The sequence below is a fragment of the Spirosoma sordidisoli genome (assembly GCF_004138325.1).
Classification (GTDB): domain Bacteria; phylum Bacteroidota; class Bacteroidia; order Cytophagales; family Spirosomataceae; genus Spirosoma; species Spirosoma sordidisoli.
In genome coordinates this window covers 46,488-59,201 of record NZ_SBLB01000008.1, presented here as the reverse complement: position 1 = coordinate 59,201, position 12,714 = coordinate 46,488, and the positions used below count along the sequence as shown (strand labels likewise).

At 58.2% G+C, this 12,714-nt stretch carries 9 protein-coding genes; 5 read left to right on the top strand and 4 right to left on the bottom strand.

Annotated features, from left to right (window positions below):
* Positions 1 to 152 precede the first annotated feature (152 nt).
* A complete protein-coding gene (locus tag EQG79_RS24430; protein ID WP_077924254.1) occupies positions 153 to 656 on the top strand; it encodes a hypothetical protein in 504 nt (167 codons plus the stop codon).
* Positions 657 to 823: 167 nt separating this feature from the next.
* The gene (locus tag EQG79_RS24425; protein ID WP_129605075.1) at positions 824 to 2,170 is read left to right on the top strand and encodes a sensor histidine kinase; all 1,347 of its coding nucleotides are present in this window, start codon (positions 824 to 826) and stop codon (positions 2,168 to 2,170) included.
* A 367-nt stretch (positions 2,171 to 2,537) separates the two neighbouring features.
* Here EQG79_RS24425 and nhaA read toward each other — a convergent pair whose 3' ends face one another.
* On the bottom strand, positions 2,538 to 3,842 hold the full coding sequence (gene nhaA, locus EQG79_RS24420; protein WP_129605070.1) for a Na+/H+ antiporter NhaA: 1,305 nt from the start codon (positions 3,840 to 3,842) through the stop codon (positions 2,538 to 2,540).
* A 67-nt stretch (positions 3,843 to 3,909) separates the two neighbouring features.
* On the opposite strand from nhaA, the gene EQG79_RS24415 reads away from it, so the two are divergent.
* From EQG79_RS24415 to EQG79_RS24405, 3 genes are all read left to right on the top strand, one after another.
* Positions 3,910 to 4,185: a UBP-type zinc finger domain-containing protein gene (locus tag EQG79_RS24415; protein WP_077924251.1), complete on the top strand. Its 276-nt coding sequence runs from the start codon at positions 3,910 to 3,912 to the stop codon at positions 4,183 to 4,185.
* 124 nt (positions 4,186 to 4,309) lie between these two features.
* Positions 4,310 to 4,966, top strand: coding sequence for an RNA polymerase sigma factor (locus EQG79_RS24410; RefSeq protein WP_236648939.1), 657 nt, complete (start codon positions 4,310 to 4,312; stop codon positions 4,964 to 4,966).
* Positions 4,967 to 5,025: 59 nt separating this feature from the next.
* Positions 5,026 to 5,397, top strand: coding sequence for a hypothetical protein (locus EQG79_RS24405; protein ID WP_129605067.1), 372 nt, complete (start codon positions 5,026 to 5,028; stop codon positions 5,395 to 5,397).
* Positions 5,398 to 5,646: 249 nt separating this feature from the next.
* Here EQG79_RS24405 and EQG79_RS24400 read toward each other — a convergent pair whose 3' ends face one another.
* The 3 genes from EQG79_RS24400 to EQG79_RS24390 all read right to left on the bottom strand — a co-directional run bounded on the left by EQG79_RS24400 (position 5,647) and on the right by EQG79_RS24390 (position 12,693).
* Positions 5,647 to 7,179: a SusD/RagB family nutrient-binding outer membrane lipoprotein gene (locus EQG79_RS24400; RefSeq protein ID WP_129605065.1), complete on the bottom strand. Its 1,533-nt coding sequence runs from the start codon at positions 7,177 to 7,179 to the stop codon at positions 5,647 to 5,649.
* 16 nt (positions 7,180 to 7,195) lie between these two features.
* Complete coding sequence (locus EQG79_RS24395; protein ID WP_077924247.1) at positions 7,196 to 10,408, bottom strand: SusC/RagA family TonB-linked outer membrane protein; 3,213 nt, start codon at positions 10,406 to 10,408, stop codon at positions 7,196 to 7,198.
* 245 nt (positions 10,409 to 10,653) lie between these two features.
* Complete coding sequence (locus tag EQG79_RS24390) at positions 10,654 to 12,693, bottom strand: c-type cytochrome (RefSeq protein ID WP_077924246.1); 2,040 nt, start codon at positions 12,691 to 12,693, stop codon at positions 10,654 to 10,656.
* Positions 12,694 to 12,714 lie beyond the last annotated feature (21 nt).

Genomic DNA, 12,714 nt, shown 5'->3' with positions numbered 1-12,714 from the left:
ACGCAGGATTGGCGGTTGAAATGCAATTTATTCCGGTCTAAGGGCCGACTCTGCGCTCTGATCCGGAACAGCACTGGCAACCCGCCCGGGGGAGGCCACCTTTGCCCTGTCAAACGACAGCACTCTTTCCTCTAAAAATCAACAACAATACGATGAAACGCATGATAATTTTATTGCCCGGTGTTCTGCTGGGCGTTCTGCTCGGAACGGTAGCCTGTAAACAGGATAAGGCCAGCCCGGCACCCGGCAGCGCATCCGTAGCCGCTCCGGCTTTTGTTGGACCCCGCTGGCAGATGACGGCTTTTCGACTCGATCCGCAAACCGATTTCGATGGCGATGGGAAGCTGGATACCGACCTGCTCTCGTTCATGCCCGCCTGCGACCGCGACAATGCGCTGGTGTTCGACCCGGCCGGGAAGCTGATTACGACCGACGGCCAGATCACCTGCGACACCCCCGAAACGGAAGCCGTGCGGGGCGGCAGCTGGACGTACAACTACGCCACCCGAACCATTACCATTACCCACGGCTCTGCCGGCAGTGTAACGACCTGGGAGGTGGCCGACCTGACCAGCCAGACCCTGACAATCCACGCAACCGTTACCGAAGAAGGCAAACCGCTCCGGACTACCATAGTCTGGAAAGCTGTTCCCTAGCCGGCTCGTAGTCTTCCTAAACCCGCCGAGCCGACCCGTTCGGTTCAGCCCCCTGGTGTGACGGTTCATCGGGGGCTTTTTCCGGTTCATCAGGCCTGCCGTTGCGTTCACCTACCATTATTGGCAAATTTTGCTCTATTTCGCCTGACTAAGAGAAGTTCGCCATCATGACGTTTGCCACCTGGAATCTGCTGTTTACCGGCATGATCAGCTCTATTCTATTGCTGAACGTGGTGCAGTGGATTATCTACCGCGAGCGTATTTATGGGCTTTATACGCTGTACATGCTGGCCTGGCTCGTTTATTTCGGCCTGCGTGTCGACGAGATCAATGCTTACGTGCCGGGTTCGGTTCTGTATTTTGTCCGGGCTGTGGCGCCCATGCTGGCTTACCTAATCTATTTCGATTTTGCCGATGCGCTGATTCAGCTACAGGCACGGCTGCCGGTTCTGTTTCGGTTGTTTCGGCTGGCCCGGCTCGTTATCATACTCTATGCCATCCTGATCGGCGTGCTGTGTTTCGGCCTCGACACCTGGTACGCAGCCGCGTATGATACGGCTCATACCAGTATGCGGCTGCTGATTGTTGTCCTGGCCACGTTCGGTATTGTTCAGATTCGTGGGCTGAGGGGCGTGGTGCCGCGCTACGTATCGACGGGATCGGGGCTGTTGCTGATCGGTGGTATTATAGCTATGGTGCTGACCATGACCGGGCTACCCGCCGATACGCCCCTGCTGTTTTTGCAGGCTCCGCTGACTTATATGGAATTCGGGATTCTGGCCGAGTTGCTTTGTTTCACGCTGGTGCTGGGGTACCGGCAGCGTCGGGGGGCCATCAGGAGTGCCATTGTCGAGCAGCGAATTGCCCGCGAACACGAATACCTGCAGCGGAAACGGGTAGAGGCCGAGCTGGTTACGGAAAAGCTTCAGCAGCAGATGGCTACGGTACAGATGATGGCCCTGCAGGCGCAGCTGAACCCCCATTTTCTGTTTAATAGCCTCAACTCGCTCTCGTCGCTGATTGCCGATGAGCCTGCCAAAGCCGAACGGTTCGTCGATGAGATGTCGAGTGTGTATCGATACCTGCTCCGAACCAACGATATCGAGCTGACAACCCTGCAAACGGAGCTGACGTTTGTCGACTCCTACTACCACCTGCTGAAAACCCGCTACGGCAGTGGGATCGACCTGATCAGGGACATCGACGCTTCGTTGCTGGCCTATCGACTTCCGCCACTGACCCTCCACCTGCTGCTCGAAAACGCGATCAAACACAACATCGTCTCGGCCGATCAGCCGCTGATTATCCGCCTGTCGACCACGCCCGACGGTTGGCTAACGATCAGTAACACCCTCCAGCGCAAGCCCGCCAACCGGGTCAGCTCCACCCAGAAAGGGTTGCTCAATATCCTGAACAAATACCAGCTGCTGGGCCAGCGTACCCCCCGTGTCGAAGAAACAAACAACACCTTCGTCGTATCCCTGCCACTCTTGCCCCCAACCCCAGGCCAATAGGGTAACGTCGATACCCATCGCATCACCCATACCCCCGTCCACCGTCCCGTAGGGACACAACAGCGCAGCGTCGGTAGGTACCCATCACCCCCATCCATCGTCCCGTAGGGACACAACAGCGCAGCGTCGGTAGGTACCCATCACCCCCATCCATCGTCCCGTAGGGACATAACAGCGCAGCGTCGGTAGCGCAGGTAGCAAACGTTCAGGATCATCCACAGGTCCATAGGACCTTCACAGCGCAGCGTCGGTAGGTACCCATCACACCCCGTCCACCGTCCCGTAGGGACATAACAGCGTAGCGTCGGTAGCAACACGTAACCACCGGTGCCATTAATACCCCATCGTCAATAAACGATACCCGTTTTTACGATACCCGACGCAGCAGGCCATAGCCCGCCAGACCGGCTACCAGAGACGCCAGCAGGATAGCAATCTTCGCCGAATCCTGAAGAGCGGGCTGTCCGTCGAAGGCAAGCAGGGTGATGAAAATCGACATCGTGAAGCCAATACCGGCCAGTACCGAAACTCCCAGGAGCTGAGACCAGCGTACATCGGCGGGAAGGGCCGCCCAGCCCAGCCGTACGGTACCGTAGCAAAGCAGAAAAACCCCCGCCGGTTTTCCCACGAGCAGCCCCGCCATAACCCCCAGTGCCAGCGGTTCGGTAAGCTGGCCCAGCGTAGACAGATCGATGGTGATGCTCGTGTTACAGAACGCAAAGAAAGGAATGATAAAAAATGCCACCGGGCTGTGCAGAACCTGTTCGAGTCGCTGCGAGGGTGAGCTGATCTCTTCTGAAAGCGACTCCAGCTCTTCGCTGACATCGCGGGCTATACAGCTTTGGGTACCTACCATCGTCTGGATGGTATTCAGCCGTTGCTGTACGGCAGCGCGGTCGGTCAGGCGGGTCCGGAAAGGAATCGCCATGGCCAGCAGTACCCCGGCTATGGTAGCGTGTATGCCCGACTTAAGCGTCAGATACCACAATACCAGCCCCAGCAGCAGATAGACGTTCAGGACCCGTACGCCCAGCCGGTTGAGCAACAGCAGGCCAGCCCAGACCAGTCCGGCCCCGACCAGATAATCAACCGCGATAGACTGGGTGTAAAAAACGGCTATGACGAGTACGGCGCCGAGGTCGTCGACAATGGCCAGGGCCGTCAGAAACACTTTCAGCGAGAGCGGAACCCGGTTGCCCAGCAGGTTCACGATGGCCAGCGCGAAGGCAATATCAGTCGCCATCGGAATGCCCCAGCCGCCCGCCGTGGGGGTGCCCTGGTTGACGAGCCAGAACAGCCCGGCGGGAAGCAACATGCCGCCCAGCGCTCCAACCATGGGCAGAACGGCCTGCTGCACCGACGCCAGCTCCCCCTCCAGCACCTCGCGCTTGATCTCGAGGCCGACAATCAGGAAAAACAGCGCCATGAGCCCGTCGTTGACCCAGTGCGACAGGCTTTTTTCGAGCTGAAAGCTACCCACCGCTATCGAAAAATGGTTTTCCCAGATGGCCGGGAAATAGCGGCCGATGCCGACGTCAGTATTGGCCAGAAGAAGCGCTACGATGCTGCTCAGAAGCAGGATAATGCCGCTGGAAGCCTCCCGCTGGAAAAACTCGGCAAAGGGCTGTATCAGCGGCTTCCCTAGTCGCCGGAGTAAAGAACTGTTGCTCATAAGCGGCTATGTAGTCATGGAAAATTCACGCAAATAAACGTAAGTTCAACCTGTAAATCCGCTAGAGATGCTAAAACAAACTCAACTCTGTACCCATCTGTCGGCGCTGACCGACGTTCGTTCGGCTCAGGAATATGTCTGCGAGGAGTGCATAAAAACCGGCGACTCCTGGGTCCATCTCCGAACGTGCCAGACCTGCGGCACGACCCTCTGCTGCGACTCATCACCCAACAGACACGCCACCCGGCATTATCATACCAGCCAGCATCCGGTCGTAGCCTCGGCTGAGCCGGGCGAACGCTGGCTGTGGTGCTATGCCGATGAGCAGATGGCTGGCTATTAGCCCGGTAACCCGCCGTTTGTCCCCGGTACGTTCCGCTCTTCCGATAAGGATCGGGCTGCGGGCACTTGCCAGACAATATTTTCCTTCTGTTTCCGACTACCTGTATGTACGAACGAAACCGAATGTGAATCCAGCCCGTAGTAGTCAGTTTATCGACGCCCTGTCTCCGCAATATGCCCTGACCCTGACCAGTGCAGGATTGGGCGGTAATGAGGAGTTGGGGCCGACACGCCCGCTGAGCGAGACCGTTCGGCAGGAGCGGGCCCGGCTGCTGGCCTTCATACGCCGGCGACTGCCCGACCCCGACGATGCCGAAGATATAGTGCAGGATGTCTTCGTGGAGTTGACCGAAGCGTATCAGGCCGCCAAACCCATTGGGCGAGTGGCGTCGTGGTTGTTTGCCGTGGCACGTAATAAAATCAGCGACTGGTATCGTGGCCGGAACCGAACCCCAACCATTTCGCTCAGCGAGCCGCCCTATGCCGACGACGACCCCGACCAGCCAATCCTGGGAGAATGGCTCGCCATGACCGACGAGGCCGGACCCGAAAGCGAGTTCTTCCGCGAAACGCTCATGGAAGCCCTGGCCGATGCGCTGGCCGAGCTACCAGCCGAACAGCGCGATGTTTTTGTGCAGCATGAGCTGGAAGGGCGCAGTTTTAACGATATAGCAGCCGCTGGTCAGGTGCCGCTCAACACGCTTCTGTCGCGCAAGCGTTATGCGGTGCTGCACCTGCGCAAGCGCCTGCGCGACTGGTACGACGATTTTTTCAACGAGTAATCACGTCTGGTGTCCGTAACGAACTATAACACCCTGCGGGTAACCGCATCTATCGACAAATGAAACGATTCTGGATTCGCCGGGCGGCCCGCTTTCTTGGCTTTGCTATCGTACTGGCCGGATTGGCTGGCCTGACCGTTATGACGCTCTGGAACGCGCTGCTGCCCTCTATCCTGGGGGTATCGGCCATTGGTTTCTGGCAGGCGCTGGGCCTGTTACTCCTCAGCCGCATCCTGTTCGGTGGGTATGGTGTTCGGGGCCGGGGCTGGGAGGGTGGCTGGAAAGGCCGCAGAGCCTGGAAAGAAAAGATGGCCGAGCGCTGGCAGCAGATAACCCCCGAAGAACGCGAACAGATGAAAGCCCGCTGGCGTGACCGCTGTTCCGGACGTGGCCGGTGGAGCAGCCCCCCATCTGACCCCCGCGCCGAATAAAACCGGACCGCCCAGAATTATCCAAAATAACAAAACCCCGATCCACCGGATCGGGGTTTTGCACGTAGAGACGCAACCGCCCGGCGGCCCGGCCCTTGCGTCTCCTGACCGGATGGTTTTTGCTGTCGCACGAGTGGTCCGTGGGGACACGGACCGCGGTGGGGTGGGGCGTCTTCTGGCCGGATGGTTTTTGCAGCCGCGCCCGGGGTCCGTGTCCCCACGGACCCCGGATTCGGATAGTTGGGGCCCTTACTGTTTATCCCACCAGACACGGGTGTCGAGGTTGTCGGCACCCTGCCGTGCCGAAGCTTCGCTTACGTTGGCCTGGTTGACGGCGATCTCGGAATCGGGATACGGAATCCGGTTGATGAAACTGCCTTTGATTTCCTTGCCCGGATACGGGTTGGGCGTCAGTTTGGGGAAACCACTGCGCCGGAAGTTGGCAAATGCTTCGGGACCGTTCAGGAACGAAGCGAGCCAGTACTGGGTGTTGATCAGCTCCAGACCCCGGGCGGCATCGTACGGATTCTTCTCCAGATAAGCGGTGATGGCTGCGGCCGGGACTGCTGCGGTAGCGTCTGCATCGGCAAGTTGCTGCATGTGGGCCGTAACACCCGCTTTGTAGTAGTCGGCTGCGCTGCCGGTTGTCCAGCCCCGTTGGGCCGCTTCGGCCAGCAACAGCTGGGTTTGGGCATAGGTGACCAGGAAGGTTGGTGCATCCAGCTTGCCCAGGCGCGTGCGGTCCAGCTGTGAGTAGTCGTAGAAGCTCGCCAGCTTGTCGGCGGCTACCTGCGTGGCTACGGTGCCGTTGTCGAAGCCGAGCGGCATACCGATCTGCACCGCCGGATCGCGGTTGATGCGGGCCGCTGTTTGCTCCGATCCGCTCCGGGCCCCTACATACCGAGCCGCAATCGACGCCAGGCGGGGATCGCCGGTTGTGCGGAGGTAATCGACAAAATAGCGGGTCAGGTAAAAGTTAGCCGCTTCGGTCGAGTTCAGCAGCGATCCTACCAGGTTGTTGAAGGTAGCGTTGTTACGAACAATACCGTTGTCGGCATTAGACTGCATGAGTCCGCCGGCAATGGCCTTCTGGGCCGTCGACTGCGCCAGCGTCGGGTTGACTTTCGTCAGACGCATACCGGCCCGAAACAGTACCGAGTTGCCGAACCGTTTCCAGCGGGGAATGTTACCGCCGAACATGACCTCACCGGCTTCGGTTGGTTTGCTGGCGTCCAGAGCCGCTGTGGCCTCGGTGAGTTCTTTGATGATATCCTCATAGATAGCCTGCTGAGCGTCGTATTTGGGTCTGATGTTTCCGCTCAGATACCCTAGTCCAGCCTCTTTATACGGCACATCGCCATAGGTATCGGTCAGGACCATGAACGCGTAGGCTTTCCAGATGCGGGCCATGTGGTACAGGTTGCTCCGGTTGGCATCATCCTTCGTTTTAGAAATCACATCGACCACGTACCGGATCACGTCGCGGTAATACCGTTGCCACATGCCCGCGTTTTGGCCGGTGGGGCCGGGGTTCCCAACGTTGAAGTTGCCGCCGGCCAGTACGCCCGAGTTCGGTGAGTACATGTACTGCACAATGGCATGTTCAAAAACCAGGGTCGACGTCGGGAACGACGTGTTGACAACGGCATTGTTGAAGACAAAAACCGGGTTAATCGTGGTAGCCGCCGTAGGGTTCACGTTTAGCGTGTCGAATCCTTCTTCGCAACTGCTCATCCAGGTCAGGAGGGCAACCAGCGTGAGCGTAAGGCTTATTTTTTTCATGGATGCTGTCTGAGAATTAGAATCTGACATTGAGGTTGAAACCGGTGCTCCGGGTTATGGGTAGGCCTGTCGATTCCAGACCGATCAGGTTGTCTGAGCTAAAGCCGAATTGCTCCGGGTCGATATTGGGGACCCACTTCTTCAGCACGGCTACGTTGTTCGATACCACGTTGAGCCGGACACCTTTGATAAACAGGTTTTTGGGTAAGAACCGGGTGAAGTCGTACCCGAGCGAGATCTGGCGCAGTTTCCAGAAACCGGCGTCGTAAACTACCTGCTCGCCCAGACTTCTCGACCGGCCCACCGAATAGTAATCCTGCACGAAGGCACGAACCGCGTTGGTTTCGCCTTTGTCGTTCACGCCGACGCCCACCATCTTGTTGTCGGCGTCGCCCCGACCAACCAGCGACTCTTTATGAAGGCCATGCCGGTACGCATTCAGGTTGGTGCCCGAAATCATTTTTCCACCCAGCTTGAAGTCGATCAGGACAGACAGGTTAAGGCCTTTGTAAGTGAACGCGTTCGTGATACCGCCTACGTACTTGGGCAGGGCTGAACCAAACGAGATGGGCGTTGCCGTACGGGCGGGTAGTCCGCTGCCATCGTGCACAATCCGGCCCTGCGCATCGCGGAGGTAGCCGAAGGTATAAAGCTGACCCAGCGGCTGGCCTACCACGTGGCGCAGCTCACCAACATAGATGCCGTTACCGACCACGATCTGTTCGGCCTGCTTGTCCTTGTTGTAGTCTTTTTCGGGGCTACCGTCGTCGTCGGTCAGCAGCTTGAGGAGTTTGGTCTCGTTATACGAACCGTTCAGGGTTATGTCCCACTTGAAATTGGTGCTCTGGATCGGAGTCAGGTTCAGCAATACTTCGATACCCCGGTTGCGGCTCTGCCCGCTGTTGATCAGGGTGCTGGTATAGCCCGATGCGTCAGACGACTGAGCGGCAACAATCTGATCGCTCGTTATTTTGTTGTAAACGGCCAGGTCGAGGCCAACGCGCCGGTTGAACATCCGTAACTCAAGGCCTAATTCGGTCTCGGTGGTCCGGCTTGGTCTCAGGCTGGCGCTGGGAATGGTATTGGAGGTAACGAACGCCAGCGGCTGTCCCTGAAACAGGTTGGCATTGACGCCGTAGAACAGGTTGTTGGAATAGGGCGCTACGTCCCCGTCGCTACCCACCTCGGCATAGGCGCCCCGGAGCTTTCCGAAGTTCAGCCAGGAAGGCAGGTTGTTGAACGCCTGCGAGAACACGAAGCTACCCGTTACCGACGTGTACAGAATACTGCGGTTAGCCGGAGCCAGGGTCGAGAACCAGTCGTTGCGGCCCGTAACGCCAAGGAACAGGTAGTCGTTATAAGAGAATTCGGCGGCTCCATAGAGGGAGTTAACTTTCCGCTCGCTCAGCCCGAAGGTGGGGTCTTTCAGACGGCCGTTCTGGGGGGTATACAGATCCCGGATAATGAAGTCGGTTACCTGTACGCTGTTCAGGTCGCTCCGGCGGTAGAGCTGGTTGCCGCCCGCTGTCAGGTCAACACCAAATTTGCCGAAGGTCCGGTTGGCCCCAATCAGGAAGTCGCTGTTGAGTTCGCGGAACCGGCGGGCCTCCTGCACGTAAGCCCCGTTAACAAACCCGGCGGGTGCGGCAGAGAGCGATGCCTGTCCGGTCGGGAAGTTGTAGTCCTGATCCCGCGACCAGTAATCCTGACCAACCCGAACCTGCGCGTAGAGCCAGTCGGTGAAGTTATAGCGGGCGGTCAGGTTGCCGAACAGGCGGTCGCGCCGGATGGTCTCGAATTTCCGGTTCAGCACGAAGTACGGGTTGGTTCGGTTCTGGAAGCGCGAGTAGATAAATTCATTGCCCGTAGCCGGGTTGATCTGGTTGGCTTCCAGCACGTCGAGCGGCATCGAGTTGGCCAGGGTGTAGATAACCGTAGGGGTACTGTTATCCTGCTGGGCGATCTGGGGCGGGTTTTTGTTGTACTCGTTGGAGTAGTTCAACGTTCCCGACACGTTCAGCTTGGGCGCGATATTATAGTTGAAGCCCAGGTTGATGGTTTTCCGGTTGAAGGTGTTGTTGCGCACAATACCCTTGTTGTCGGTATTGGAAACGGATAGGTTGAACCCGCCTTTCTCGCTGCCCGACGAAACCGCTACCGAGTTGGTCCAGGTAGAGCCGGTGCGGTAGAACTTGGCGATCCGATCCCGAACTGGCTCGTAAGGAACGGTAACGCCCCCAAACAGCACCTGGGTCTGCCCCGCAAACTTTTCGCCGAAGCTCCACACGCCCGATGTTGGGTTAGGTGCCGTTGGCCGTACGCCGTATTCACCCTGGCCGTATTCGTACTGATAATCTGTAAAGTCGAGGGGCGTATCGGTGGTGAAGTTGGTGTTATAGGTAACGCCGATACCCTGGCCGCTGGCTTTTGTTTTGGTGGTAATCAGGATAGCGCCGTCCTTGGCCCGCGAGCCGTACAGGGCCGCTGCGGTACCACCTTTCAGCACGGTCATCTCCTGAATATCGTCCGGGTTGATCGACGACAGGCCATCGCCCCCGTCGGAGTAGTTGCGGTCGCGGTTGCCGATGGAGTTGTCACCGCCGGTGTTGCCGTTGTTCTGGCCAAAGTTCGTATTATCGATCGGTACGCCGTTCACTACGATGAGCGGGCTGTTCTGCCCCGAAAATGACGACTGACCCCGAATCCGGATCTTGCTGGTGCCCGCAGCGCCGGTACCCAGGCTGCTGATGTTAACCCCGGCAATTTTGCCCTGCAGGGCGTTCATGAAGTTCACCGTCCGGTTGGTCGTTACCTGTTCCGGGCTCACCGTAGCGGTGGCGTAGCCCAGGCGTTTGGCTTCTTTCTTGATACCGAGTGCCGTTACAACGACCTCGTTCAGGTTCTGTTCCCCTTCCTGCAGGCTGACATTCACTTGCGACTGGTTACCGACGGCTACCTCCCGGCCCACGTATCCGATGGCACTGAAGACCAGCGTAGCATTTGGCGAGACGCTCAGCGCGTAGTTGCCGTCTGCATCGGAGGTAGTACCCGTCTGGGTGTTTTTGATCAACACGTTAACGCCCGGAATAGGCGTCTGATCTTTTCCGGAGGTTATGCGGCCTGTTATCCGGCGGTCCTGTGCGTGCGTAACAGCGGTGGTGAGCAGAAGCAGCGCCCACAGCAGCGCACGCAACGTGCCTGTTGATTGGGTTAGTAAATGGTATTTCATACAGGGTTATTTATAAGTTACTGTTCTCTTGTTTGAATAACGCAACTATTTCTTGGTAGATTACCAAGCCAGATAAAGCCCCTGTGCACGTATTTTCTACTATAGTTCGATGAGTAATTTCAGGAAAAAGCTGCGTATAGCTCACCTGATGACAAGCCTGTTACCAAAAAACGCCCGAACCTACAGGTCCGGGCGTTTTTGCCGCATAGTATCGTTTTTTACAAGCGGGCTGTAGCCACGACCGTTCAGGGCTTGGGGGCTCCGGCTGATGAGCTGCTGCCAGTCGTTGACAGCGAGTTGATCCAGGCCGCAATCTTGAGCGCATCGGCTTTCGGTACCTGCGGCATAGGCGGCATTTCGGTAGCGTAATCCGGCCAGTTTTGTGGCTTGGGGTTGTAGATCAGGTCAACGATCTGATCATTGGTGTATTTCCGTTTAGCCACGTCGACATAGGCCGGACCGACCTGCCGTTTGTTGGTCTGGTGGCAGGCCAGGCAGGTATGGCGGGTCAGGAGGCCTTTTACCTCATCGTAGGTAGGCGCTTTGGCCATCGTAACGGCCTGTCCTTCTACCAGTTTGGGTTTAGCTCCACGCGTGGGGTCAGCTTTGGTGCCTGGTTTGGCAGGAGTTCCTGCTTTGGCCGGGGTGGCTTTCCGGCCGGCTGGTGCCGCAGTCGCGGGGGCAGCTGCCGGAGCAGCGGCCGAGTTGGTCGTACTCACTTCGCTCAGGGCCAGTTTCTGACCGTCGGGAATGTTGTTGAGCGTGTAGTACGCAATCGGATGAACGAGCGAATAGGAACCCTGGGCGCCCCGAACGCCATCGAGCGTCAGCTGGTGGATGTAGTACCGACGCAGGTCGCCCACGATCAGCCGGGCCTTCATGCCGTCGGCCGATACTTTTACCCCTTTCAGCGGCAGTGCTTCCTTGTTGATGGTCGGGCTACCGTATACAGAATGGTATTTATAGATGAAACTCTCTACCCGGTACGATGCCAGATCCTCGGCCGACTTGCGGTCAACGGGCGAGGTGAACTCCACTTCGAACCCGTCGGGCATGGCCTTCACTGTGCGCATTTCGAACGGCAGGGCGTTGTTCCAGACGAGTCGCTGCAGACCCTCGTTGGCTTCGCCGGCCGATCCCCAGCCCCGGTTGGTTTCGCCCACAAACAGCGAGCCGTCTTTACCCCAGGCCATGCGCAGTACGCCCGACCGGAACCCGTTGCGGAACTCGATGGCACCGCCCTGGTACTCGCCGTTTACCTTCTCCATAAACACGCGGGAGATCTTGCTCATGCCCTGATCGCCCACCAGCAGCTGACCCGCAAACGGCCCGAACGTACCCTCCGGAATCTCCAGAATCTCCGAGTTCGAAATGCCCAGAATACCGTGCGGTAACCAGACCGATGGCGTTTGGATGTCGGCGTTCGGAAACTGATCCTTCATCGTATAGAGAAGGGTGGGCGTTTCGTTCACTACGTTTTCGGGTTTGATGGCCCGGCCATTTTCGTCCCGGCGCCGACGCTCGTCGATCTTGGCGTTGAACTGCTCGGCGGTGAGTTTCACGGGTGAGTTGGCGGCACCGGTCCAGCGCAGACCGGCAGGGTGGCCCACAAACGAGCCCCGCTTCACGTGAACAATACCGCCCGATCCCATCCAGTCGCCCTGGTTGTCGGCGTAGAAAAGCTCACCGTCGTAGATGCCCAGCCCGCAGGGAGAGCGCATCCCGGTTGCCCAGGGCTGCATGCTGCCGTTTTCGCTGATCTTCATCGTCCAGCCGCGCCAGGGAACCCGGCTTTCGCCCCGCCACCACTCTTCGTCACCGAAGGCTACGTTACCCGTTACGAAGAACTGCCCGTCGGGTGCCACCTTGGGGCCGAAGCTATACTCGTGGTAATGGCCCGAGAGCGGCCAGGCATAAACGGTCTCGAAGAGGTCGGCTTTCCCGTTCTGATCGGTATCGACCAGCCGGGTCAGTTCGCCCCGCTGGGCGCAGTAGAGCGCCCCATCTTTATAGGTAAGCCCCAGAATCTCGTGCAGACCCGATGCAAACTTGCGGAAATAGGGTTTGCGGCTCGTCGGGTTTTCAACGATCCAGACGTCGCCCCGGCGCGTCGCCACGCCCAGACTCCCGTCGGGCAGGGTGGCCAGTCCACCTACTTCGAGCAGGGTGCCTTCGGGGGCCGTAACCTTAAGAATTTTAAAGAAATCCTCTTCCTTGGGCGACTCCTGCGCCCGAACGGCTGCCAGACTGGCAACGGCCAGGAAGGTTGTGAGTAATTTTTTCATGGTACGTAAGATGGGGGAGGA

Coding starts and splice junctions, on each gene's coding strand:
- EQG79_RS24425 (WP_129605075.1), top strand. CDS start 824: ATGACGTTTGCCACCTGGAATCTGCTGTTTACCGGCATGATCAGCTCT.
- EQG79_RS24405 (WP_129605067.1), top strand. CDS start 5,026: ATGAAACGATTCTGGATTCGCCGGGCGGCCCGCTTTCTTGGCTTTGCT.
- EQG79_RS24395 (WP_077924247.1), bottom strand. CDS start 10,408: ATGAAATACCATTTACTAACCCAATCAACAGGCACGTTGCGTGCGCTG.
- nhaA (WP_129605070.1), bottom strand. CDS start 3,842: ATGAGCAACAGTTCTTTACTCCGGCGACTAGGGAAGCCGCTGATACAG.
- EQG79_RS24390 (WP_077924246.1), bottom strand. CDS start 12,693: ATGAAAAAATTACTCACAACCTTCCTGGCCGTTGCCAGTCTGGCAGCC.
- EQG79_RS24400 (WP_129605065.1), bottom strand. CDS start 7,179: ATGAAAAAAATAAGCCTTACGCTCACGCTGGTTGCCCTCCTGACCTGG.
- EQG79_RS24430 (WP_077924254.1), top strand. CDS start 153: ATGAAACGCATGATAATTTTATTGCCCGGTGTTCTGCTGGGCGTTCTG.
- EQG79_RS24415 (WP_077924251.1), top strand. CDS start 3,910: ATGCTAAAACAAACTCAACTCTGTACCCATCTGTCGGCGCTGACCGAC.